Source organism: Bacteroides fragilis NCTC 9343 (genome assembly GCF_000025985.1).
Taxonomy (GTDB): Bacteria; Bacteroidota; Bacteroidia; order Bacteroidales; family Bacteroidaceae; genus Bacteroides; species Bacteroides fragilis.
This window is the reverse complement of the sequence record NC_003228.3, coordinates 5,109,087-5,133,342: the sequence shown is the minus strand read 5'-3', so window position 1 is coordinate 5,133,342 and position 24,256 is coordinate 5,109,087. Positions and strand designations below refer to the sequence as shown.

16 protein-coding genes, 3 tRNA genes and 3 rRNA genes are annotated in these 24,256 nt (G+C 44.9%); 13 read left to right on the top strand and 9 right to left on the bottom strand.

Annotated features, from left to right (window positions below):
* Positions 1-33: 33 nt before the first annotated feature.
* On the bottom strand, positions 34-1,233 hold the full coding sequence (locus BF9343_RS21040; protein ID WP_010993808.1) for a THUMP-like domain-containing protein: 1,200 nt from the start codon (positions 1,231-1,233) through the stop codon (positions 34-36).
* 8 nt (positions 1,234-1,241) lie between these two features.
* Entirely contained in the window at positions 1,242-2,033 is a 792-nt protein-coding gene (locus tag BF9343_RS21035; RefSeq protein WP_005814072.1) for a M15 family metallopeptidase, read from the bottom strand.
* Between the two features lie 1,358 nt (positions 2,034-3,391).
* Here BF9343_RS21035 and BF9343_RS21020 point away from each other — a divergent pair.
* The 10 genes from BF9343_RS21020 to BF9343_RS20975 all read left to right on the top strand — a co-directional run bounded on the left by BF9343_RS21020 (position 3,392) and on the right by BF9343_RS20975 (position 15,900).
* Positions 3,392-4,920: ribosomal RNA gene (locus tag BF9343_RS21020) — 16S ribosomal RNA — on the top strand.
* Between the two features lie 154 nt (positions 4,921-5,074).
* Positions 5,075-5,151 (top strand) — tRNA-Ile (locus tag BF9343_RS21015).
* Between the two features lie 28 nt (positions 5,152-5,179).
* A tRNA-Ala gene (locus BF9343_RS21010) sits at positions 5,180-5,253 on the top strand.
* A 150-nt stretch (positions 5,254-5,403) separates the two neighbouring features.
* Positions 5,404-8,290 (top strand): 23S ribosomal RNA (locus BF9343_RS21005).
* 90 nt (positions 8,291-8,380) lie between these two features.
* Positions 8,381-8,491, top strand: a 5S ribosomal RNA gene (gene rrf / locus BF9343_RS21000).
* The 16S, 23S and 5S rRNA genes sit together here with 2 tRNA genes alongside, the layout of an rRNA operon.
* Before the next feature lie 210 nt (positions 8,492-8,701).
* Positions 8,702-9,745 (top strand): efflux RND transporter periplasmic adaptor subunit, encoded by a 1,044-nt coding sequence (locus BF9343_RS20995; protein WP_005797182.1) that lies wholly within the window; start codon positions 8,702-8,704, stop codon positions 9,743-9,745.
* The gene (locus BF9343_RS20990; RefSeq protein WP_010993804.1) at positions 9,742-12,774 is read left to right on the top strand and encodes an efflux RND transporter permease subunit; all 3,033 of its coding nucleotides are present in this window, start codon (positions 9,742-9,744) and stop codon (positions 12,772-12,774) included. Before BF9343_RS20995 ends, BF9343_RS20990 begins: the two co-directional genes overlap by 4 nt.
* A gap of 2 nt (positions 12,775-12,776) precedes the next feature.
* Positions 12,777-14,066: a TolC family protein gene (locus BF9343_RS20985; RefSeq protein ID WP_041926346.1), complete on the top strand. Its 1,290-nt coding sequence runs from the start codon at positions 12,777-12,779 to the stop codon at positions 14,064-14,066.
* Positions 14,067-14,108: 42 nt separating this feature from the next.
* Positions 14,109-15,134 carry a sensor histidine kinase gene (locus BF9343_RS20980; RefSeq protein WP_005791903.1) on the top strand — a complete coding sequence of 342 codons (1,026 nt, stop codon included), beginning with the start codon at positions 14,109-14,111 and terminating at the stop codon, positions 15,132-15,134.
* Positions 15,127-15,900: a LytR/AlgR family response regulator transcription factor gene (locus BF9343_RS20975; RefSeq protein WP_005797186.1), complete on the top strand. Its 774-nt coding sequence runs from the start codon at positions 15,127-15,129 to the stop codon at positions 15,898-15,900. The genes BF9343_RS20980 and BF9343_RS20975 overlap by 8 nt, the downstream gene beginning before the upstream one ends.
* Before the next feature lie 67 nt (positions 15,901-15,967).
* Here BF9343_RS20975 and BF9343_RS20970 read toward each other — a convergent pair.
* From BF9343_RS20970 to BF9343_RS20950, 5 genes are all read right to left on the bottom strand, one after another.
* A tRNA-Ile gene (locus tag BF9343_RS20970) sits at positions 15,968-16,041 on the bottom strand.
* A gap of 96 nt (positions 16,042-16,137) precedes the next feature.
* Positions 16,138-16,449, bottom strand: a complete 312-nt coding sequence (locus BF9343_RS20965) for a DUF4491 family protein (protein ID WP_005791909.1) — start codon at positions 16,447-16,449, stop codon at positions 16,138-16,140.
* 3 nt (positions 16,450-16,452) lie between these two features.
* Positions 16,453-16,917, bottom strand: coding sequence for an Lrp/AsnC family transcriptional regulator (locus BF9343_RS20960; RefSeq protein WP_010993802.1), 465 nt, complete (start codon positions 16,915-16,917; stop codon positions 16,453-16,455).
* Positions 16,918-17,109: 192 nt separating this feature from the next.
* A complete protein-coding gene (locus BF9343_RS20955) occupies positions 17,110-17,973 on the bottom strand; it encodes an FKBP-type peptidyl-prolyl cis-trans isomerase (RefSeq protein ID WP_005791913.1) in 864 nt (287 codons plus the stop codon).
* A 20-nt stretch (positions 17,974-17,993) separates the two neighbouring features.
* Positions 17,994-18,578 (bottom strand): FKBP-type peptidyl-prolyl cis-trans isomerase, encoded by a 585-nt coding sequence (locus BF9343_RS20950; protein ID WP_005791914.1) that lies wholly within the window; start codon positions 18,576-18,578, stop codon positions 17,994-17,996.
* Positions 18,579-19,044: 466 nt separating this feature from the next.
* On the opposite strand from BF9343_RS20950, the gene BF9343_RS20945 reads away from it, so the two are divergent.
* Positions 19,045-19,755, top strand: a complete 711-nt coding sequence (locus BF9343_RS20945) for an SIR2 family NAD-dependent protein deacylase (protein WP_005791915.1) — start codon at positions 19,045-19,047, stop codon at positions 19,753-19,755.
* On the opposite strand, the gene BF9343_RS20940 is transcribed toward BF9343_RS20945, so the two are convergent.
* Together BF9343_RS20940 and BF9343_RS20935 are read right to left on the bottom strand one after the other, a co-directional pair.
* The gene (locus tag BF9343_RS20940) at positions 19,689-20,462 is read right to left on the bottom strand and encodes a glycosyltransferase family 2 protein (RefSeq protein WP_010993801.1); all 774 of its coding nucleotides are present in this window, start codon (positions 20,460-20,462) and stop codon (positions 19,689-19,691) included. The genes BF9343_RS20945 and BF9343_RS20940 overlap by 67 nt on opposite strands.
* The gene (locus BF9343_RS20935) at positions 20,455-21,720 is read right to left on the bottom strand and encodes a glycosyltransferase family 4 protein (protein ID WP_005797195.1); all 1,266 of its coding nucleotides are present in this window, start codon (positions 21,718-21,720) and stop codon (positions 20,455-20,457) included. The genes BF9343_RS20940 and BF9343_RS20935 overlap by 8 nt, the downstream gene beginning before the upstream one ends.
* 104 nt (positions 21,721-21,824) lie before the next feature.
* Between BF9343_RS20935 and wecC the strand changes: the two genes are divergently transcribed.
* Both wecC and wecB read left to right on the top strand, forming a co-directional pair.
* Complete coding sequence (wecC, locus tag BF9343_RS20930) at positions 21,825-23,027, top strand: UDP-N-acetyl-D-mannosamine dehydrogenase (protein ID WP_005791918.1); 1,203 nt, start codon at positions 21,825-21,827, stop codon at positions 23,025-23,027.
* Between the two features lie 54 nt (positions 23,028-23,081).
* Positions 23,082-24,212: a non-hydrolyzing UDP-N-acetylglucosamine 2-epimerase gene (gene wecB / locus BF9343_RS20925; RefSeq protein WP_005797197.1), complete on the top strand. Its 1,131-nt coding sequence runs from the start codon at positions 23,082-23,084 to the stop codon at positions 24,210-24,212.
* Positions 24,213-24,256: the final 44 nt, after the last annotated feature.

Genomic DNA, 24,256 nt, shown 5'->3' with positions numbered 1-24,256 from the left:
GGCAGCGTCGGGACGACGTTGCCTCTCCTCATTTTATGCTTTCTCACACCGGATGATGATTTTTCTTTCATCGTTCAAAGTAGTAGCAAACAGATAGATATCACCTCCGTCGGTTAGTTTCAGTCGTTTCCGTAATTCGGCTACGGATTGTGGAAAATTGCGGGTGGTGATATTCGCTTTATCTAATCCGTTTAAAATATTTTTTAATTCTTTCTTGTTGAGGCTCGAGTAACCGGTTATCCGGAAGATGCGTCCCGGAAACTTTTCTATTCGTTCGTTTGAGGTGTAGAGATGGCTGTTGGCGTGAAGTTTACTCAGATGAAACGAAGAAGCGATGCTGCGGAAAGCACCGGCTTTGAGAATAGAGGCATTGGGTTCATACAGGTAAGTTCCTATTTCGTGGGTGTATGAACACTCGGTGGCTTGTTCTGATTCGCGGGTGAAAACAAAACGTTGTATTTCCTGGTTTGCAAAATTGATGCAGACGATGGGCTGAGACATTGCAGATGGAATCTCCGGAGAATCATCACCGGGCCGGAGTAGTAACAGAAGCTCCTTGCACTCGTTGTTGACTGAGACGATATGGGCTTCGGATACGTGCTGCATATCTCGTATAGCCAAGGAAAGATCGAGCATGGGTGAAAGTTTAATCATTACCTGCTTACCCTTTTCGAGTAGTAACTTTTCCAATGTGGCTACGTTGGGTTCACAGTCGGATATGGCTACTATTTTTCCACCATGTTCATTGCGGCGTGCCGGGTCCAGGAAAATACAGTCTACAGCCGGCATCTGTTGTAGATATTCCACTCCGTCGCCATTTTGTACCCGAATATGTTTCAGCCCCAGTAATGGGAAATTGTGCATGGCAAGTTCACAAAGTTCCTCCTGGCGTTCTATGTAGGTGACTGTTTTGAACTGAGTAGCGAGAAAGGCACAATCAATGCCGAATCCGCCGGTCAGATCGACTAACCCTTCTCCATGTACCAGTGAAGCTTTGTAGAGTGCGGTAACTTCCGATGAACATTGCTCTAATGATAGATGGCGCGGATATAAAAGTCCTTCTGTTGCATGCCAACTTGGTATTTTAGAAACGGTAGCTTGCCATCCGGCTATCTGAACGATAGCCAGAGACATGTCCACTTGAGGATATCTCTTTGCTTGTAATGCCAGGGAGTGTACATCGTCATTGCGATGCTCCCGGATAAACAAGATGGTTTCCGGAGAAAGATACATATCTTACTTTAGTTTATGAGTTTGTACTTCTGTTTGGCTTCGTCTCGGCTGCATAGGTTAAAGTGCCACCATTCACTGGGAAGTGCACGAAATCCTGCACTTTTCATAACTTGTCTTAGTAGAATTCGGTTTTCTCGTTCTTGTTGCGTTATTTTTCCTTCTCTTACTAATTTTGCTTCATTTGTTATGTGTGATGCTGCATCCATATAGTCCACTTCTGTCCCCATGGGTAACGGATGTCCTAGTGAATCGGCTATGCTGATATCTACTGCCAATCCATAATTATGCAGACCTCCTCCTCGTGAGGGGTTAGATACATACATATACTTGGAGGTCCCTTTTACCACATCCCACATTTTTTTCTGTACGGACATCGGGCGTGCTGCATCATAAATTATCAGGCGGTAGCTGGGATATTGGGCTTTAAGTAACAGATGTGCTTCTAAAAGAGCTTTAGCTGCGTCCGGGTGAAGATATGCTTCTTTCAAATCAGTATAAAGAAGTTGACCGGTAAAATTGTCCGGAGTGGCGTACATGAGCCGGATAATGAATGTAGAATCAAGTTCGGCGATATTCATCAGACCGATGGAATCCAGATAAAAGGCGGTTTGGCTTTTACTTGTAATTGGTTGCGGTTCCACTGGAGTTACGAGGACAATGGAATCTTTAAATGCAGGGTGGGGCTGTGCTTCCTTATATTGACAGGAAGTAGTAAAAGACAGGAGTAGGATGAAAGCGGTTAAAAGTCCGAGTCGCATATAATTTCTTTTCTGAATATGAATGCAAAAGTATAAAAACATAAGCGCATATTTTATAAGTTATGAGAGATTTTCATTTTGAAGCTTCTGTTAAGGAGGTGTCCAAGCCACTTTAGAATGGTGTGTAGCTTGAATATGACTTTGGGTGGAACTGAATATTGGTGGCTTTCAAAAAGGGATCGGGACTCTCCATCTAGCTACACAAAATGGTGGACAGTGCCTCCTAAGGTTAGTTTTTAAGCAATGTCCTTTGGTCTTTAACAGTAAACTCCTCTTGCTTTCACTCCCAACCTTGCTTTTAAAAATCTCCTGCCCCCATGCTTGTCCTAATCGCAACTATCCCTTTCCATCCGCCACTTATCCCTTTTCCCAGAAAATACCCCCTTTTTCTCTATTTCCTTCATTCTCAATCCTTTTTCTCCTTTTGTTTTTCCTCTTCCTATAACTTGATTTAACCCTCTGTTAAATCAAGCCTTTTGTTTCCAAATAACAAGTCTTTTCGATGCAAAAGTTTTGTTCTTTCCGCCCCTGAAATAAATATCTTCCCAACCGCATTAACAATGTTAACGCGGTCTTCCGTTCAATTTTTGTTTGATTCCTGTCTGATTCCCGTTCAATTCCCGCCAAGGTCCCACCGAGTTTTTTGCTTAAACCCCGTCGTATTTTCTGTTTACCTCCCGTTAAATTCGCTATTTTCTCCTCAATTTCCTCCCGCAAACACTTCTCCTTCTCCCTTTCGCATCCAATCTTCTTTTCCCTCTCCCCTATAAATTTCCCCTATATAATATAATAATGTGTCCCTTTTCTTCCCCGGCCTTTCCCTTTTCCATAATCAATTATCAGAACCTTCCTCTCCCTCAGCCCTTTACGTTTTTATTCAATTTTTTTTCAAAAAAATCCCCTTTTATATTTGTCTCTTATCTCCTAATGCCTTACTTTTGCATCCGCTTTCCAAGAGACGGACAGCATTTAATTTTGACATGTTGCAACGGCGTAGGACGTGCCTTACAGAATAACAAAAATAATTTTCTTTTTATTTGGATCATTATTATAAAAGTCGTTATCTTTGCAGTCCGATTCGCAGAGCGAGGGCCTTTGGCTGTCTTTTCTTTCCCTTTCGCACAGAGAGGCTTGGAAATAAAAGGCGGGCATTGAAAAAAAACTTCCCAAAACATTTGGCAGTTTAAAATAAACCCCTTACCTTTGCACCCGCTTTTGAAACGAAGCAGAATTTAAAAAGAAGAGTTCTTTGAAACATTGATAAACAATACAAGTAGTACAAGTCAAATTTAGAACCGTCAATACTTATTATATAGGTATATAAAAATGACCGTCAATAAATTTTCGACATCCTGAACAGAGCTAATATCATCCCTTATGGGATATATAACAATACTTTTACAATGAAGAGTTTGATCCTGGCTCAGGATGAACGCTAGCTACAGGCTTAACACATGCAAGTCGAGGGGCATCAGGAAGAAAGCTTGCTTTCTTTGCTGGCGACCGGCGCACGGGTGAGTAACACGTATCCAACCTGCCCTTTACTCGGGGATAGCCTTTCGAAAGAAAGATTAATACCCGATAGCATAATGATTCCGCATGGTTTCATTATTAAAGGATTCCGGTAAAGGATGGGGATGCGTTCCATTAGGTTGTTGGTGAGGTAACGGCTCACCAAGCCTTCGATGGATAGGGGTTCTGAGAGGAAGGTCCCCCACATTGGAACTGAGACACGGTCCAAACTCCTACGGGAGGCAGCAGTGAGGAATATTGGTCAATGGGCGCTAGCCTGAACCAGCCAAGTAGCGTGAAGGATGAAGGCTCTATGGGTCGTAAACTTCTTTTATATAAGAATAAAGTGCAGTATGTATACTGTTTTGTATGTATTATATGAATAAGGATCGGCTAACTCCGTGCCAGCAGCCGCGGTAATACGGAGGATCCGAGCGTTATCCGGATTTATTGGGTTTAAAGGGAGCGTAGGTGGACTGGTAAGTCAGTTGTGAAAGTTTGCGGCTCAACCGTAAAATTGCAGTTGATACTGTCAGTCTTGAGTACAGTAGAGGTGGGCGGAATTCGTGGTGTAGCGGTGAAATGCTTAGATATCACGAAGAACTCCGATTGCGAAGGCAGCTCACTGGACTGCAACTGACACTGATGCTCGAAAGTGTGGGTATCAAACAGGATTAGATACCCTGGTAGTCCACACAGTAAACGATGAATACTCGCTGTTTGCGATATACAGTAAGCGGCCAAGCGAAAGCATTAAGTATTCCACCTGGGGAGTACGCCGGCAACGGTGAAACTCAAAGGAATTGACGGGGGCCCGCACAAGCGGAGGAACATGTGGTTTAATTCGATGATACGCGAGGAACCTTACCCGGGCTTAAATTGCAGTGGAATGATGTGGAAACATGTCAGTGAGCAATCACCGCTGTGAAGGTGCTGCATGGTTGTCGTCAGCTCGTGCCGTGAGGTGTCGGCTTAAGTGCCATAACGAGCGCAACCCTTATCTTTAGTTACTAACAGGTTATGCTGAGGACTCTAGAGAGACTGCCGTCGTAAGATGTGAGGAAGGTGGGGATGACGTCAAATCAGCACGGCCCTTACGTCCGGGGCTACACACGTGTTACAATGGGGGGTACAGAAGGCAGCTAGCGGGTGACCGTATGCTAATCCCAAAATCCTCTCTCAGTTCGGATCGAAGTCTGCAACCCGACTTCGTGAAGCTGGATTCGCTAGTAATCGCGCATCAGCCACGGCGCGGTGAATACGTTCCCGGGCCTTGTACACACCGCCCGTCAAGCCATGGGAGCCGGGGGTACCTGAAGTACGTAACCGCAAGGATCGTCCTAGGGTAAAACTGGTGACTGGGGCTAAGTCGTAACAAGGTAGCCGTACCGGAAGGTGCGGCTGGAACACCTCCTTTCTGGAGCGATGTTGAAAACGACGTTCATTGGTTCTAAATTGTACTACTGGTACTTGTTTATTTATAGAATATAGATCAACCATCTATAGCAATATAGATAGAGATAAACAAGAGAAAAACAGAAGCCGAGTCTAAAACAGGACACGGTTGAACTAGTCCTATAGCTCAGTTGGTTAGAGCGCTACACTGATAATGTAGAGGTCGGCAGTTCAACTCTGCCTGGGACTACCAACAGATAGATATTTTATCTTGTATGATTGGGGGATTAGCTCAGCTGGCTAGAGCATCTGCCTTGCACGCAGAGGGTCAACGGTTCGAATCCGTTATTCTCCACTCCGATACCGCGACCTAACAGGCTTGCGTGTAATCAAACGATCTTTGACATGATGTACAGAAAAAAGTAAATTTAGTAAGAGCTAAAAGTATATATCGAACCATTTGGTTCAGATCCTTTTTAAGAAAAGGAGATGAATCTGGCGATAAAAGAAAGTAAATAAGGGCGCATGGCGGATGCCTTGGCTCTCGGAGGCGATGAAGGACGTGATAAGCTGCGATAAGCTTCGGGTAGGTGCAAATGACCTTTGATCCGAAGATTTCCGAATGGGACAACCCGGCATTCTGAAGGAATGTCATCCAACTTGGTTGGAGGCTAACGCAGGGAACTGAAACATCTTAGTACCTGCAGGAAAAGAAAATAAATAATGATTCCCCTAGTAGTGGCGAGCGAACGGGGATTAGCCCAAACCACCCATGTTACGGCATGTGTGGGGTTGTAGGACCACGCTCTCGCAAGACAGTTATTGAGAAGAAACGACTGGAAAGTCGTGCCATAGACGGTGATAGCCCGGTATTCTAAGGTAACCGAAGCGTAGTGGTATCCTGAGTAGCGCGGAGCACGAGGAATTCTGCGTGAACCAGCCGGGACCATCCGGTAAGGCTAAATACTCCCGAGAGACCGATAGCGAACCAGTACTGTGAAGGAAAGGTGAAAAGCACTTCGAATAGAAGAGTGAAATAGTCCCTGAAACCATGCGCCTACAAGCGGTCGGAGCAGCTTAAGCTGTGACGGCGTGCCTTTTGCATAATGAACCTACGAGTTACTTTTTCCGGCAAGGTTAAGCATCTTGAGATGTGGATCCGAAGCGAAAGCGAGTCTGAACAGGGCGGATAGTCGGAAGGAGTAGACGCGAAACCAAGTGATCTACCCTTGGGCAGGTTGAAGGTTAGGTAACACTAACTGGAGGACCGAACCGATAAGCGTTGAAAAGCTTCCGGATGACCTGAGGGTGGGGGTGAAAGGCTAATCAAACTTGGAGATAGCTCGTACTCCCCGAAATGCATTTAGGTGCAGCCTTGAGAGTTACTAATGTGAGGTAGAGCGACTGATAAGATGCGAGGGCTTCACCGCCTATCAAGTCTTGATAAACTCCGAATGCGCATTAGTTCTATCTCAGGAGTGAGGGCATGGGTGCTAAGGTCCATGTCCTAAAGGAGAAGAATCCAGACCATCAGCTAAGGTCCCCAAATAAACACTAAGTTGAACTAACGAAGTCAGATTGCTAAGACAGCTAGGATGTTGGCTTGGAAGCAGCCATTCATTTAAAGAGTGCGTAACAGCTCACTAGTCGAGGAGTTTGGCGTGGATAATAATCGGGCATAAGTGTTTTACCGAAGCTATGGGATACGTAAGTATCGGTAGGGGAGCATTCCACTCAGCGTTGAAGGCGAAGCGTGAGCTTTACTGGAGCGTGTGGAAAAGCAAATGTAGGTATAAGTAACGATAAAGGGGGTGAGAAACCCCCTCGCCGCAAGACTAAGGTTTCCTGATCAACGCTAATCGGATCAGGGTTAGTCGGGTCCTAAGGCTCAGCCGAACGGTGAGGCCGATGGCAGAACAGGTTAATATTCCTGTACTACCTATAAGAGTGATGTGGAGACGGAGGAGTGACAACGCCGCGGACTGACGGAATAGTCCGTTAAAGGGTGTAGATGTTGATTATCCCAGGCAAATCCGGGATAAGAGTCGAACCTGACAGTATACCAATTTCCCCGGAAAACGGTAATAGTGCGTGTAAACATACTCCCAAGAAAATCCGCTAAACTTAATCTTATAGGTACCCGTACCGTAAACGGACACACGTAGTCGGGTTGAATATACTCAGGCGCTTGAGTGAATCACGGTTAAGGAACTAGGCAAATTGACCCTGTAACTTCGGGATAAAGGGTCCCTACCCGGTGACGGGAGGGCGCAGAGAATAGGTCCAGGCAACTGTTTAACAAAAACACAGGGCTGTGCAAAATTGAAAGATCACGTATACAGCCTGACACCTGCCCGGTGCTGGAAGGTTAAGAGGAGATGTCATCGCAAGAGAAGCATTGAATTGAAGCCCCAGTAAACGGCGGCCGTAACTATAACGGTCCTAAGGTAGCGAAATTCCTTGTCGGGTAAGTTCCGACCTGCACGAATGGTGTAATGATCTGGACACTGTCTCAACCGTGAGCTCAGTGAAATTGTAGTATCGGTGAAGATGCCGATTACCCGCGATGGGACGAAAAGACCCCGTGAACCTTTACTATAGCTTAACATTGAATTTGGGTAATTGATGTGTAGGATAGGCCGGAGACTTTGAAGCAGGCACGCCAGTGTTTGTGGAGTCGCTGTTGAAATACGGCCCTTTGGTTATTTGAGTTCTAACTCGCTGATGCGAGGACACTGTTTGGTGGGTAGTTTGACTGGGGTGGTCGCCTCCAAAAGCGTAACGGAGGCTTCTAAAGGTGCCCTCACGCCGATTGGTAACCGGCGGTAGAGTGTAATGGCATAAGGGCGCTTGACTGGGAGACTTACAAGTCGATCAGGTAGGAAACTAGAGCATAGTGATCCGGTGTTTCCGTATGGAAGGGACATCGCTCAAAGGATAAAAGGTACTCCGGGGATAACAGGCTGATCCCTCCCAAGAGCTCATATCGACGGAGGGGTTTGGCACCTCGATGTCGGCTCGTCACATCCTGGGGCTGGAGAAGGTCCCAAGGGTTGGGCTGTTCGCCCATTAAAGTGGCACGCGAGCTGGGTTCAGAACGTCGTGAGACAGTTCGGTCTCTATCTATCGTGGGCGTATGAAATTTGCGTGGCTCTGACACTAGTACGAGAGGACCGTGTTGGACTGACCTCTGGTTTACCGGTTGTGCCGCCAGGTGCATTGCCGGGTATCTAAGTCGGGATTGGATAAGTGCTGAAAGCATCTAAGTACGAAGCCAGCCACAAGATTAGATTTCTTTCAGGGTCGTTGTAGACTACAACGTTGATAGGACGCAGGTGTACAGGTGGTAACATCACAGCCGAGCGTTACTAATTGCCCGATGACTTTCTTTTATCCGCCTTCAATGGTTTATATATCCGTTTAGCTTCACTATTTATATAATAGACCGCTGAATTTACTTTTGTACATTATGTCTACCTTATTCAGGTGACTATAGCATCAGGGTTCCACCTCTTCCCATTCCGAACAGAGAAGTTAAGCCTGATCACGCCGATGGTACTGCGTAACAGTGGGAGAGTAGGTAGTCGCCGTTTTTTTCAGATGGTTCATCCCCTTCGGTCGAAAGATCGGAGGGGATGACTTGTTTTATACCATACCCTGTTTAACAAGGATTCCTGACCACCTCTTTCTTGGTTCATCCGGTATATTCCAGATTCAACCTTCAGTTTTCCGGCTTCAGTATCTTTACTCCCCTATTGAATTATCCGATTATCTATTTTTGTCGAAAATTTAAAAGATAAGATATGAAGATAAGTGTATTATTAGCTGCTCTCCTGTTGCTATTTTCTTGCACGGATAAAGACAGTAAGCAGAGTCAGGACTTAATTGTCAAGACAGCACAAGCAGTTTCGGCCTCTGGGATCAAGACAACGGAGTTCCCGTTTATCGCACAACCTTTTCGTACCTCTGAGCTATCGTTTCGTGTCGGAGGCCCTATTGATCGTTTGGATGTATATGCCGGTAACCATTACAAACAAGGCAGTATTATTGCTGAAATAGACCCGCGTGATTTCCATATTCGCAAAGAACGGGCTGAAGCCATCTATCACCAAGCTAAAGCTGAATTTGAACGGATAGAGAAGCTGTATGAGAAGAATAATGTTTCGGCGAGTACATATGAAAAGACTAAGGCGGATTATACTACTGCCAAAACTGCTTTCGATACGGCTTCCAATGAACTGGGAGACACTCGTCTGACAGCTCCTTTTGATGGTTATGTGGGAGAAGTTTATATAGAAAAATACCAGGATGTGAAGCCGGCTCAGCCTGTTATATCCTTTATTGACATAAATCGGTTGAAGATAGAGATTTATGTTACTCAGAATATTGCGTTTGCCTCACACCCCACAGATAGTGTCCGGATCTATTTTGATGCCCAGCCCGATAAGTATTATAAGGCACAGATTGTGGAAGTATCGAAGGGGACAACCCGCAATAATCTTTCTTATTTACTAACGGCTGTTTTACCTAATAAAGAAGGGAAATTATTGGCGGGTATGTCGGGAAAAGCAATCTTTGATGCTCCCGGAACAACGGATCTGACAGGTGTTTCCATTCCCCAAACGGCATTATGTTATCGTCCCTCGGAAGGTGAATATGTGTGGGTTATTGATACGAATACCCGACAAGTGAATCGACGGACAGTGAAAAAAGGAAATCTGCTTCCCGGTGGCTATGTTACCATAACCGAAGGATTGAGGGCCAGTGAAACGGTAGCTACGAGCGGACTTCGTTTTTTATCGGATGGTATGAAAGTGGAAATCTCTACTAAGACAAACTCATTATGAAGCTGGTGAAGTATTTTTTGCAGAAAAGAGCCGTCACTATTTTATTATTGGTGTTGGTGCTGGCAGGAGGTCTGTTTTCTTATTTTAAAATGGGAAAGCTGGAGGATGCTCCCTTTACTATCAAACAAGCATTGGTACTGACTTCCTACCCGGGGGCTTCTCCCGCAGAGGTGCAGTCGCAAGTAACTGATATCTTAGAGGAAGCCATACAGTCGCTAGGAGAACTTTATTATCTGAAAACCGAGAATCGTGCCGGACTTTCTAAGATCACGGTTTATGTGAAAAAAGAGATTCGTGCTGAAGAGATGCAGCAATTATGGGATAAATTACGTCGGAAAGTAAATGATGTACAAGATAAATTGCCTGCCGGGGCCGGAACTTCTATCGTAAATGATGACTTTGGAGATGTACTCGGTGTATTTTACGGACTGACCGGTGATGGGCATACATATAGGGAACTGGAAGACCAGGCTAAATTTATAAAGAATGAATTACTAAAAGTTAAGGATGTAGCGAAAATTGAGATTTATGGTGTACAAACACCGACAATCGATGTCTTGATCAGTCCTTCTGTTATGGCACAAAGTGGAGTTACGACTGCGGATATTATGCGAGCTTTCGAAGCCCAGAATAAAATGGTCGATGCCGGTGGTATTGATGCCGGCACCAATCGCATCCGTATAGAATCTACCGGCAATTTCTATTCGCTGGATGATATTCGTGATCTGACCATTGTTTCGCGTACCGGAGAGCATTTCCGTCTGGCCGATATTGCACAGATAGAGGAAGGATATCAGACTCCTCCGGCTAATCAAATGCGCATAAATGGTAGTCCGGCAGTTGGGATCGCCATTTCTACCGTACCTACAGGAAATGTAGTGGATATGGCTGAAAATGTTAAAATGCGTATCGGTGAATTGTCACAATCGATGCCTGATGGCTACGAACTGATTTCTATCTACGATCAGGGCTATGAATCGGCGGTAGCAAATCAGGGATTTATCCTGAACCTGATCATATCAGTTATTACTGTTGTTGCGATTCTGCTGTTCTTTATCGGATTCAAAAATGGGCTCTTGATAGGTAGCGGGCTGGTGTTCTCCATTTTTGCTACTCTAATTGTTATGATGGCATGTGATATTGCCCTTCAACGGATGTCGCTTGCTGCAATTATCATTGCTATGGGAATGTTGGTTGACAACGCCATTGTCGTGTCCGATTCTGCTCTGATTAACATGGAACGGGGAATGCGTAAACGGGTTGCTATCATGCGTGCATGTTCGTCTACTGCTTTACCTTTATTGGCGGCAACGGTTATTGCTATTCTCACGTTCCTTCCGATTTACTATTCACCCCATATCACAGGTGAGCTGTTGTCCTCACTGGTGGTAGTGATCGGTGTTTCGTTAATGTTCAGTTGGGTATTTGCGTTAACGCAGACTCCGTTCTTCATTCAGGAGTTTGTAAGACGTCCCCGTCCTGAAGAGCTGAAAGCATCTCTGTTTGATGGAAAATATTATCATCTTTTCAGGAAATCATTGCGTTGGGTACTTCGGCATCGCACGATGACTATAGCTTCGTTGGTTGTTCTGTTGTTGCTTTCGGCATGGAGTTTCAAATTTATTCCGAAGGTTTTTGTGCCCGCTCTGGATAAGCAATACTTTACTGTCGATATGTGGCTGCCTGAGGGAACAACAATCGGGGAGACGGACCGGATAGCCGGTGAAATATCCGATTATATCCGTACTCATGAAGAGACCGAAATGGTTTCGTCTTATATCGGCCGTACTCCGCCTCGCTATTATCTTTCAAATATATCTTTCGGTCCTCAATCCAACTATGCCCAGTTGCTAGTGAAATGTAAAAGTTCCAAAGAGTCGCGGGCACTGAATGCTCTGTTGCAGGATTCCATTCGTTTGAAATATCCGGAACCGCTGATTAAGGTGAATAAGTTCGAATTAAGCCCGCTGACGGAAGCCATGATAGAAGCCCGCTTTCTGGGGCCCGATCCGGCTGTTCTAGACTCTTTGGCAGGTGAGGCGATCGAGATTATGCGTCGTAACCCAAAAGTCGCAGATGCACGCAATGAATGGGGAAATATGTCGATGGTGATGCGCCCGGTTTATGATCCCGTGAAGGCAGGTGCTCTCGGTATAACCAAATCACAGATGATGGAGTCTGTGAAATCGATCAGCGACGGAACCAGGGTAGGTGTTTATCGCGATGATGAGAAAAAGGTTCCTGTACTATTGAAGTCGGAAGGAGCTGACATTACGGATGCTCGTTCTTTAGGTAATTTCTCTGTATGGAACGGTGAGCATTCGGCACCTTTGTCGCAAGTGACCGAACGAATCGAGACGACATGGGAGTGGCCTCAGATGCGTACTTATAACCGTCAACTGTCTATGGCTGCCATGTGTGGAGTAAAATCCGGGTATACCATGGCAGAAGTGCATGGGGAAATTCGTAAAGAGATTGAAGCGATGAAGGTGCCCGAAGGTTATACTTTCTTTTGGGACTCACAATACAAAGATCAGAGAGAGGCGATGGAGGCAATCGGTAAATTCTTTCCTCTGGCTTTTCTGGTACTGGTCGTTATTCTGGTTGCCTTGTTTGGTAACTTTCGCGATCCGGTCATTATTCTATGTGTTCTTCCGCTGTCCATTATCGGAGTGGCTGTCGGTATGCTCTTGACGGGATTTGATTTCGGATTCTTCCCGATTGCCGGTTGGTTGGGATTATTGGGTATGGTTATTAAGAATGTGATTGTACTGTTGGACGAAATAGATGTGCAACGCCGGGAAGGAGTCGTTCCTTATACGGCCGTGATCGAATCTACGGTTTCAAGAACCCGTCCGGTACTGATGGCAGCCACAACCACCATACTGGGGATGGTCCCCTTACTGTTTGACATAGCATTTGGCGGGATGGCGGCTACTATCATTTTCGGGTTGACATTCGCTACCTTGCTGACTTTGTTTGTTACTCCGGCATTATATGCAATATTTTATAAGATAAAAGAGAAATGATGATGAAGAAAATAAATAGATGGCTTATCTTTTTGCTGTGTGTGCCGACAGTTGCTTTTGCTCAGCAAAATAGTTTGCTGCAAAAGTACAGGTCGATGGCTTTAGATTATAACCATGACTTGAAAGCTGCGGACAAAAATATAGCTGCAAGTATCGAATTGGAGAAAGCGGCACAGAAGGATCTACGTCCTAAACTGTCGGGAGAGGCGAATTTTCAGTATACCGGTAATCCTCTTCAATTGAATATCGACTTGCTTTCGATGCAGACTCCGTTGGCTTTTGAAGGAAGAAATATGAAATACGGTGCTTCCCTTTCTTTGTTACAACCGGTTTATACAGGTGGGCGGTTATTGGAAAGTATCCGGATGGCTAAACATCAGCAAAGTCTGGCAATACATCAGGCAGATTATTTCCGTTCCGCAGTATCCTATCAGACGGATATGCAATATTGGAACACCGTTGCGCGTGCAGAAATAGTCCGTGTAACTACGGAATATCGCAATTCGGTTGCCAGCTTCTCCCAAACCATACGGGAGCGTGTGGAAGCAGGATTGGTTGATCCGCAGGACTTGCTGATGGCGGAGGTAAAACTGAATGAAGCGGAATACCAACTGTTGCAAGCAAAAAGAAATCTGGAAACAGGACGTATGGCACTAAATTCTCTGATTGGCGTGGAACTTCATGCTCCGACTGAAATAGAAGATACGATTTCTGCCGTTAGGGCGGATAAAGATCTGTGGGGTGAGGGTGAAATAGATCGTCCGGAACTTAAGATGGCCTATGCCCGGATTAAAATAGCAGAAAGTTCGAAAAAATTAACGGATGCTAAGTATAAGCCACAGTTTTATATAGGTGTAGATGGAAGCTATTCTGCTCCCGGTTATGATTTCCGTTCCGATTTGGATCCCAATTATGCCATTTATGCCAAAGTATCCGTTCCCTTGTTTGAGTGGGGAAAAAGACGTGATGAAAAGCGAGCCTCTTCTTTCAAAGTAGGAATGGCTACTGATTATTTGAATCAGGTCACCGACCAGGTGAAACTGGAAGTGGAGACAGCCCGTGTTTCATTGTCGCAGACTATGGAACAGGTGCGCCTCACCGAAGGCTCACTGAGTAAAGCCTTCGAAAATGAGCGTATGGCATTGGAGCGGTATACTGAAGGGAAGGCCTCTGTAATAGAGGTGATTGAGGCCCAAACGTACCGGCAAGCTTCCCAACTGAACCATGTACAGGCAAAAGTCTCGGCACAAGGGGCTTATTCGGAATTGATCAGAGCTTTGAATAAATATTAAATAGTTTATGATAATTACCCGAAATATGATAGCTTTGTTCGCATGAAATGGAATGTCCTGTTATATGGTCTGTTATTCTCGGGATTAGGTATCTTTTCCTATCTCCTGCTTGTCAACTATACGGAGCTGACTCCTAAAGTAGCGGATGTTCTCTATTCAAAGGGAGCATTCGTCTTCTTTATTACCGCTTTCAATGTGCTTGGTTATTCTACGCTTCGGATCAGTTCGTGGATAAACACTCAGTATGCACTCAATATCCGCCATCGTTGGAAGATAATAGTTATTTATGTTGCCGTTATCTTGTTATTCCTGTTGTTGAACTATAGCCTGCTGATTGCTGCTAAGCTATTGGCAGGCATTGACAACCTATTTACTTTCTCCAATGGAGGCTGGCGTATCCTGATCGTGGTATGGCTCGTAGAGCTTGTCATTGTGGGCTTATTATTGGCAAATCGTTCTATTCAGAATAACCTGAAACTGCAACAGGAGGCCGCAAAACTACAAACAGAGAACGACACTGCACGTTATGCGGCTTTACAAAGTCAACTGAATCCCCATTTTCTGTTTAATAGTCTCAATACACTGATTGCTGAAATAGAATATAACCCGGGTAATGCTGTTCATTTCACCAAGCATTTGTCCAGTGTATACCGTTATGTTTTGCAATGTCAGGATAAAACATTGGTAACGTTGACGGAAGAACTGGAATTCCTGCAATCTTATCTCTTTCTGCATAAAGTTCGTTTGGGAGATTGCATTAGTTGTAACTGTTGTATAGCTTCCGGCTATACTAGTTGTATGCTGCCTCCGCTGACTTTGCAGTTACTGGCAGAGAATGTCATCAATCATAATTCTATTACTCTCAGCAAGCCTATGAAGATAGATATTCGGTTAGAGGAAGGATATCTTGTGGTGAGTAACCCCATACAGCCTAAAAAAAGTCATGAATCGCCGGGTGTAGGGCTGAAGAACCTGTCCAATCGTTGCCAGTTGATGCTCGGCAAAGAGATAATTGTCCACAACGATGAAAAAGTATTTATCGTAAAAGTACCTTTACTGTATGAATAAAATAAATGTAGCCATTATAGAAGATGAAATTCCGGCAGCCCGTTTGCTACATTCCATGGTATCCGGACTTCGCCCTCAATGGGAGCTTACTCTGATACCGGGGAGTGTAGACGAAGCCGTTGCCTGGTTTGACGAGCATCCGCATCCCGATCTGATCTTTCTCGATATACATCTGGCAGATGGCAATGCTTTTGACTTCCTCTCTGCCGCACACCCTTCTTCCGTCATAATTTTCACTACGGCGTATGATCAGTACGCCATTCGTGCATTTACGGTCAATAGTATCGATTACATACTTAAGCCGATAGACGAAAAACGCCTGTCGGATGCAATCACTAAATATGAGAGCTTGCTGACCAATGCTGTTCCCAGACCGGAAGATTACTTAGGCACTCTGCTTGAGGCACTTCAATACAAAGAGAAACGTTACCGTACCCGTTTTCTTATTTCCGGAGTAGATCGTTTCTGGTCGTTACAAGTGGCAGATATTGCCTATTTTTATTCCGAGAACAAAGTAACGTTTGCTGTTACCCGCAAAGGTCAGGAACACATTCTAGATTTGTCTTTAAACAAACTGATGGAACAACTCGATCCGGAGCGTTTCTTTCGCGCCAACCGCCAGGTTCTTGTCTGCATTGATGCCATTGACCATGCCGAGCCTTTCTTTAACGGAAAGATAGTGGTAACTGTGCGCCCTCCTTATAAACAGAAAATTACGATAAGCGAGGAGAAACTTTCAGCTTTTAAACTATGGCTGAATCATTGAAAAAAATGTTTGGAGTATATATAAAACGAAATCGACTATAAATCATTTGATCTATAGTCGATTTCAGTGGGCCAACTAGGGCTTGAACCTAGGACCTCCAGATTATGAGTCTGTTGCTCTAACCAACTGAGCTATAAGCCCGATGTATCCTTTCTATCGGATGCGGGGACAAAATTAATGCTTTCTGATGAATTATGCAAGCATTTTAGTCAAAAAACTGACTCTTTCCCGTATGTCTCAGAACTTGTATGTTCGTTTAGGATTCTTAGGAAACCAACCTTTTTTCACCCTCTCTTCTTGCTCAAAGACTTCTTTGATGGTCCAGAAAGAAGAGAAAGCGAATACGCCCAATAAAGACGAAACGAGTATATTGTCTGTGCTCAACGAAGCAGCTACTCCCGCGATACCTAATATCAGGAAAATCCACCAGCATTTTGTTCCCCAGTAATATTCAGCTTTTACCACAACGGGGTGGAATAAGCCGATAATCAGGAACGTGCAAATACCAATGAGCAACCCTGACAGGTGATATTCATTCAACCACTCCATCGGCTACTTATCTGCGTGAATAGGAATTTCTTTCTTGATGCTTTGCTCCAGAGAAATCAGGGTTTCGGTGGCGGTTACTCCCGGTATCTCTTGCATTTTGTTGTTCAGTAGGTCCATCAAGTGTTCGTTGTCGCGTGCATATACTTTGGTCAGCATGGTGTAAGGGCCGGTTGTGAAGTGGCACTCTACGATCTCGGGAATTTTCTGTAATTCGGCCACTACAGCTTTATACATAGATCCTTTTTCCAGTTTGATACCGACATAAGTACAGGTACGATATCCCAGAGATTTCGGGTTTACGTGATAACCAGAGCCTACAATGACTCCCAGATCGATCAGTCTCTGCACGCGTTGATGGATGGCCGCACGTGAAACGCCGCATTCTGCTGCCACGTCTTTAAAAGGGATACGGGCGTTCTGAGAAATAATCTCCAGAATCTGCCTGTCAAGGTTGTCTATTTTTTCCATAATAATAAATGTAAATTCCAATTGTTATCAAATAGTAAGCAAATATAGAGATTTATTTTAATTTCTCTATATAAAAGTCAGAAAAAACAGAAAAATCGTATACTTTCTATTTTTATTATCCGGATAAAAAAGATGCCGGACGATTACGTCCGGCATCTCTCCTGTTCTTTTTAAATAAGGCCTGTTAATTTCTTATTTCTCAATATCCAGCAATTCTATTTCGAATATCAATGTAGAGAACGGTTTGATCTGTCCCATGTCTCTTGAGCCATAAGCCAGTTCCTGCGGGATATAAAGTTCCCATTTTGAACCGACAGGCATCATTTTCAGGGCTTCAGTCCAACCTTTGATAACTCCGCCGACGTTAGTCACGAACGGTTCCTTACGTTCGTAAGTGCTTTCGAATTCTGTTCCGTCGATCAGTTTACCTCTGTAGTTTACTTTCACTTTGCAAGTATCGTTAGGAATTTCACCTTTACCTTCAGTGATCACCTTGTACTGTAATCCGCTTGCAGTGGTTTTTACTCCTTCTTTAGTTTTATTCTCAGCAAGGAACTTCTCACCGGCAGCTTTGTTATCAGCATATTTCTTTTCGGCAGCTTTTCCTTTGATGCTTTCCATCATTTTCTGAATCAATACCTGAGCTTCTTCGGGACGCATCTTCATATCTTTATTGAGTACGCCTGCAAATACGCCTGCAAGAATATCGCCCTTGTTAACAGTCATAGTTGAATCATCAGCAAATAACTGGTGGTTCATGCCTTTGATAGCCTGAGGACCTGCCATTTGTGATCCGATCTGGAGACCGAGTACATAAGCTTCGTCTTTTTTGCTTGTTTTATTGGCAGCGTCGTTTACGCCTTTCAAAAATTCGGCAATATATGCTGTATCCATGCGTTGTGCCAAGAAATCTTTCAGCCCCTGAGTCTGGCTGATGCCAATAGCGTATGACAATGAATCTACATCTGTTTTCAGAGTGGCTTTAGGAGCCTGAGCTGTGCATGAAGCCAAGCCTGTTGCCATGGCTACAGCAGCCAAAATACTTACTTTTTTCATTTTGCTTTACGATTTTATTTTTATAATACTTCGATTAATTCTACTTCGAACACGAGTGTGCTGTGAGGAGGGATCATTTCACCGGCTCCCTGTGCGCCGTAAGCCAGTTCAGAAGGGATAAAAAGTTTCCATTTTGAACCTTCCGGCATCAGTTGCAAAGCCTCTACCCATCCCGGGATTACTTGGTTTACACCGAATACGGCAGGCTGTCCACGTTTGATAGAACTGTCGAACAGGGTTCCGTCAATCAGGGTACCTTCGTAGTGGCATTTTACCTGGTCGGTAGCCTGTGCTTTCTTGCCTGTACCTTCAGTGATTACTTCGTATTGTAGTCCACTTGGCAGGGTAACAACGTTCGGTCTTTTTTTGTTTTCTTCGAGGAATGCTTTTCCTTGTTCGATGTTGGCTGCATTCATTTTGGTTTCCAGCTCTTCGAAATACTTGTTTACGATTTCTCGAGCCTCCTGATGGCTGATGGCTGTCTGATTTCCTTCGAGCACATCTTTTATAGCTTGAGCAAAGTCATCTACTGCGATGCCTTTAGCACCCATTCCTAACAAATTCTGGCCGATTCCGAGACCAATTGCATAACTAAATTTATCCATATATTTTTTTGTTGGAGACTGAATGTTCTATTTCACTTTCAGTCAGTTGCAAATTAACAAGCGGCAAAAGTAAGTGTTTTATTTGAATGATTTTACTTTTTGGTTTTAAAAATTCTTATTATCGACTAACTTCGTTACTGTGATAGATAAGGTTCCTTAAAAGCATCGTTTGTATTTCTTTCTGTCTTTTTTCGCTTTTTCCGTGAAGAGAGAACGATTGACATCCCCTGTTTGGACGTTAAATCTCTCCGTGTCAGTATGTCATACCGCCTCATTGTGTGTTAACGTATGATATCTGGCTGTAGAGCCAAGGACGGAAAGTGATGAAAGGTAGGTTAAGGGATGATGGAATGTTGGACGATATATTCGTTTATTCAAGGATTTTGGTTAAATTTGTAAGGCCTTCTTTCACGTTTCTTTTGAGAGGTGGGGAGTGAGGCCGGTTTACTTAAAAATAAAAGCTAGTATGAAAAATCTGGTTGTATTGTCAGGCGCCGGAATGAGCGCTGAGAGTGGCATCAGTACCTTTCGTGATGCAGGAGGATTGTGGGATCGTTATCCGGTAGAACAAGTAGCCACTCCCGAAGGTTATGCACGCGACCCCGAACTGGTGACCCATTTCTATAATGAACGCCGCAAGCAGTTGCTGGAAGTGGAACCGAATCGCGGGCATGAACTGCTGGCCGAACTGGAGAAAGATTTCCAGGTAACGATTGTGACCCAAAACATTGACAACTTGCACGAACGGGCCGGTAGCAGTCATATTATTCATTTGCATGGAGAGCTGACAAAGGTCTGCTCAAGCCGCGACCCAAACAATCCGCATTACATTAAAGAACTGAAACCCGAAGAATTTGAAGTGAAGATAGGTGACCTTGCCGGAGATGGTTCGCAACTCCGCCCGTTTATTGTCTGGTTCGGTGAGTCCGTACCGGAGATAGAGACGGCTATCGATTGGGTGGAGAAAGCTGATGTTTTTGTTATCATCGGTACGTCTATGAATGTGTATCCGGCGGCGGGGCTGCTTAACTACGTTCCCCGAAACGCGGAAATCTATCTGATTGATCCGAAGCCGGTGGATGTACATAGCTCCCGTCCGATACATGTCATTCAGAAGGGTGCATCGGAAGGAGTAGCTGAGTTGCGGGAGAAACTTCTTACCACAAACCATGCGTGATGTGCGAGGGTACTTAGCAGGCCATAGTGGCGGGTCATGATGCGGAATCGTTCCAAAAGCGATGCCTTATGATTTTGTGTCGTCATGCCTTCTGCCAGATAATCAATCAGGATAAGGTGAGTATTGTGAAAAGTACGTGCTTTTTTCATGATGTGGATACACCAATCGAAATCCGCCGAGAAACGATATTGCAGATCATAAGGCTCGATAAGTGTATGGCGGGGGAAAAAAGCCTGATGGCACACAAGCATTCCCTGCTTGAAACTTTTCCAGTTCAGTGTCTCCGGTGCCGATAACCGACGCATACGGAGGAAATGCCTCTCGGCATCCACTAAGGCTGTTTCGCCATACAGTATGTCGGGCAACTCATTTCCATTGATGGAGTGAACCATCTTTTGCAAAGTGTCGTCTTCGTGGAAACTGTCTCCGGCATTCAGAAAGCAGAGATAGTCGCCCGTTGCCAGGGCGATTCCTTTGTTCATTGCGTCATAAAGTCCTTTGTCCGGTTCGCTCACCAATTGGTTGATGCGGTTGCGGTATCGGTTGACAATCTCTAAAGTCCCGTCTTTCGATGCACCGTCGATGATGATATACTCTACATGATGATAGGTCTGCGAAATTACGCTTTGCACAGTATCTTCCAATACCTTTTCGGCATTGTAGGTCACTGTGATCACGGAGAATTTGGGACTGGGATGGCTATGCATATCTTCCTGTTATTTTATTGTAGACATCAATGTATCTTTTGGCAATAATGCCTTCCGAGTAGTTGGCGATTACTTTTCGGTTGGCCTGTTCCGAGAGAGACGGATAATCCGGGTCGGTCAGTGCCCAATAGATGCCGTTGGCAAAATCTTCGGATGATTTGTATTGTGCCACATACCCGTTGTGCAGATGGTCTATCATTTCCGGGATGCCGCCGACATTGAAGCCGATACAAGGCACTCCGCATGCCATAGCTTCCATGATGGTATTGGGCAGGTTCTCTTCCAGTGAGGGAGTAACGAAAAGGTCGACCGCATTGTAAACATCTACCAGTTCATGCTCGTTACTCACGTAGTTGAGTGGATATACTTTAAAAGGAAGCAACGGCTTGAGTTGTTCCGATTGCTTGCCAAAAACGACTACACTTAGAGAATCTTTCAGTTCAGGATGCTTCTCAGCCAGTAATTTACACGATTCAATCAGATAATCGATGCCTTTCCGTTTATCCGTGATTTTGGCCGAACCGAAAAGAATCAGTTTTCCGTTTTGGGGTAAATGGCATTTGCTACGTGCCTCTTTCTTGTTTCTGGGTTTAAATAGATTGGTGTTAATGGGGTTAGGTATACTGATTACCGTTTCTCCTGTCAGCAAAGCACTCTTTTCAGCTTGTCCCTTCAGCCATTGGCTACAAGTGACGAAGGTAATGGGTGCTTCTTTGTAGAGTTGTTGTTTTTTACGGAAGATACGGTTGGACAGATCTTTCTTACTTCCCCCTCCATACAGGTATGGACAGTGGTTACACTCCTGATGGTAGTTGGTACACTCACGGGCGTGATGGCAGATGCCTGTACAGGGCCACATATCGTGCATGGTCCACACTACCGGTTTACCGGATTTCAGAATCTTCCGGATATCGTTCAGTGACAACATTCCTTGATTCACCCAATGCAGGTGGATGACATCTGCCTGCTGAAACTCCGGCAGGCTTGTAATGTCTGTGCCTGTATTGGCTATATCGACTGCGAAAAGATTGTTCTTCTTAAAGCGGTTGGCTTTCCAGATGACAATGCGTTCCCACACAAACCTCCATACTTGCCACCAGTTACGTTGCAGACCTACTACGCTGATCTGGTCGGTTTGCTTGTCGCGCACCAACATTTTGGCTTTGATACCGTTGTTTTTCAACGATTCCATCAAGCGGCTTGCTGCGACGGCCGCTCCGCCCAAACGTTCGGAAGTATTGATTATTAAAACTCTCATTCGATCGAAATGTTTTGGCAAAAGTAGTGGTTTTCGGTGAGAAACCGTACAAAGTCACATATTATTTGTACTTTTGCGGCACTTATAGATAAGGAGATATACGTATGAAAAAGGTTGTTTTTTTAGGATTAGGCTATATCGGACTTCCTACTGCTGCCGTGGCCGCCGGACATGGTTATGAAGTTGTAGGTGTGGATGTTAATCCTTCGGTAGTAGAAACCATCAATCAGGGTAAAATACATATTGTGGAGCCGGAACTGGATCAGATTGTAAAAGAGGTGGTGCGAACAGGTAATCTCCGTGCCGTTTCGAAACCTGAGCAGGCAGATGCTTTTTTTGTGGTAGTACCTACCCCTTTCAAACAAAACCACCGTGCAGATATCACCTATGTGGAATCGGCTACCCGCTCCGTAATTCCTTATCTGAGAGAAGGAAACCTGTTTGTTATCGAGTCCACTTCACCGGTATTTACGACCGAACGTATGGCTGAAGTCATTTATAAAGAGCGCCCGGAACTGAAAGACAAAATATACATAGCCTATTGTCCCGAACGTGTATTGCCGGGTAATACGCTTTATGAACTAGTTCATAACGATCGGGTGATCGGTGGCGTCAATCCCGAGTCGACCGCTAAAGCCATAGAGTTTTATTCTGCCTTTGTACAGGGTAAACTCCACCCGACGAATGCTCGTACGGCAGAAATGTGTAAGTTGACCGAGAACTCTTCGCGCGACTCTCAGATTGCGTTTGCCAACGAATTGTCCATGATTTGTGACAAAGCGGGTATCAACGTCTGGGAACTGATAGAATTGGCTAACAAACATCCGCGTGTGAACATCCTGCAACCCGGCTGCGGAGTGGGAGGACACTGTATAGCCGTAGATCCCTGGTTTATTGTTTCGGACTATCCCGAACAGGCACAAATCATCAAACGTGCCCGTGAGACGAACGATTATAAAGCTGATTGGTGTGCCAACAAAGTAATGGAAGCTTGTCAGCAATTTGTCGAGAAGAACGATCGTGAACCGGTAGTGGCTTGCATGGGACTTGCCTTTAAACCCAATATTGATGATTTGCGTGAATCTCCTGCTAAATATATTGCTTCCCGCATTGTATCTGAGTCGCGTGCAGAGGTGCTGATTGTAGAACCCAATGTCGCTTCACATGCCAGTTTCCATCTGACTGACTATCGGGAGGCTTATCAGAAAGCGGATATCGTGGTATGGCTGGTACGTCACACTCCGTTTGTGGAGTTGCCCCGTGAAGAAAGTAAATTGGAGTTGGACTTCTGCGGAGTAAGAAAGTAGAAAGAGAACTGGCATATCGTCTTAATGAACCATCGTAAATAGTCTGATCGTATAATGAAAAAGATATTACTTGTTTTCGGTACCCGTCCTGAGGCCATTAAGATGGCCCCGTTGGTGAAAGCCTTGCAAAGAGATACTGAACACTTTGAAACGAAAGTGTGTGTGACGGCACAACATCGTCAGATGTTGGACCAGGTACTTGAAGTGTTCGACATCATTCCTGACTACGATCTGAATATTATGGCACCCAACCAGGACTTGTACGACATCACCACTAAAGTTCTTCTGGGCCTGCGCGATGTGCTGAAAGATTTCTGTCCGGATACGGTGCTGGTACACGGAGATACCACTACGTCGATGGCCGCTTCACTGGCTGCATTCTATCGGCAGGTTGCCGTGGGACATGTTGAGGCCGGTTTGCGTACCTATGATATGCTGTCTCCCTGGCCGGAAGAGATGAATCGTCAGGTGACCGACCGTATTTGTACCTACTATTTTGCTCCTACCGGGAAATCGAAACAGAATCTGTTACAGGAAAACATCGATGCAAAGAAGATATTTGTTACCGGTAATACGGTTATCGATGCTTTGTTGATGGCTGTTGACATTATTTCGAAGAAGCCGGGAATCAAAGAAAAGTTGCATCAGGAACTTCGTGACAAAGGTTACGAAGTGGGACAACGTGAATATATTCTGGTTACCGGGCATCGTCGTGAGAACTTTGGGGAAGGATTTTTACATATTTGTAAAGCGATTAGAGAATTAGCCGCGTTGCATCCCGAGATGGATATTGTATATCCGGTACATCTGAACCCGAATGTACAGAAACCCGTATACGAACTTCTGTCAGGAGTAGACAATGTATATCTTATTTCGCCGTTGGATTATCTGCCGTTTATTTACGCTATGCAGCACTCCACTTTGCTGCTGACCGATAGCGGTGGAGTACAAGAGGAGGCTCCTTCACTTGGCAAGCCGGTGTTGGTGATGCGAAATACCACGGAACGTCCGGAAGCAGTAGAGGCGGGAACTGTAAAACTGGTGGGGACGGATGCTGAGGCGATTGTCAGTAATGTGACTGAGCTGCTCCGTAATAAGGAGTTATACCGTCGTATGTCCGAAACACATAATCCTTATGGTGACGGGCATGCTTGTGAACGCATCCTGTCGGTATTAACCCGTTAAAGCTCACATGATTCGTTTATAGGCTGTACGGGCAAGAGGAAGAG

Excerpts from the sequence above, each read along its gene's own strand:
- BF9343_RS20950 (WP_005791914.1), bottom strand. The coding sequence starts at position 18,578 with ATGGATAAATTTAGTTATGCAATTGGTCTCGGAATCGGCCAGAATTTG.
- BF9343_RS21035 (WP_005814072.1), bottom strand. The coding sequence starts at position 2,033 with ATGTTTTTATACTTTTGCATTCATATTCAGAAAAGAAATTATATGCGA.
- wecB (WP_005797197.1), top strand. The coding sequence starts at position 23,082 with ATGAAAAAGATATTACTTGTTTTCGGTACCCGTCCTGAGGCCATTAAG.
- BF9343_RS20975 (WP_005797186.1), top strand. The coding sequence starts at position 15,127 with ATGAATAAAATAAATGTAGCCATTATAGAAGATGAAATTCCGGCAGCC.
- BF9343_RS20980 (WP_005791903.1), top strand. The coding sequence starts at position 14,109 with ATGAAATGGAATGTCCTGTTATATGGTCTGTTATTCTCGGGATTAGGT.
- BF9343_RS20955 (WP_005791913.1), bottom strand. The coding sequence starts at position 17,973 with ATGAAAAAAGTAAGTATTTTGGCTGCTGTAGCCATGGCAACAGGCTTG.
- BF9343_RS20985 (WP_041926346.1), top strand. The coding sequence starts at position 12,777 with ATGAAGAAAATAAATAGATGGCTTATCTTTTTGCTGTGTGTGCCGACA.
- BF9343_RS20965 (WP_005791909.1), bottom strand. The coding sequence starts at position 16,449 with ATGGAGTGGTTGAATGAATATCACCTGTCAGGGTTGCTCATTGGTATT.
- BF9343_RS20940 (WP_010993801.1), bottom strand. The coding sequence starts at position 20,462 with ATGCATAGCCATCCCAGTCCCAAATTCTCCGTGATCACAGTGACCTAC.
- BF9343_RS20995 (WP_005797182.1), top strand. The coding sequence starts at position 8,702 with ATGAAGATAAGTGTATTATTAGCTGCTCTCCTGTTGCTATTTTCTTGC.
- BF9343_RS20935 (WP_005797195.1), bottom strand. The coding sequence starts at position 21,720 with ATGAGAGTTTTAATAATCAATACTTCCGAACGTTTGGGCGGAGCGGCC.
- BF9343_RS20960 (WP_010993802.1), bottom strand. The coding sequence starts at position 16,917 with ATGGAAAAAATAGACAACCTTGACAGGCAGATTCTGGAGATTATTTCT.
- BF9343_RS21040 (WP_010993808.1), bottom strand. The coding sequence starts at position 1,233 with ATGTATCTTTCTCCGGAAACCATCTTGTTTATCCGGGAGCATCGCAAT.
- BF9343_RS20945 (WP_005791915.1), top strand. The coding sequence starts at position 19,045 with ATGAAAAATCTGGTTGTATTGTCAGGCGCCGGAATGAGCGCTGAGAGT.
- BF9343_RS20990 (WP_010993804.1), top strand. The coding sequence starts at position 9,742 with ATGAAGCTGGTGAAGTATTTTTTGCAGAAAAGAGCCGTCACTATTTTA.
- wecC (WP_005791918.1), top strand. The coding sequence starts at position 21,825 with ATGAAAAAGGTTGTTTTTTTAGGATTAGGCTATATCGGACTTCCTACT.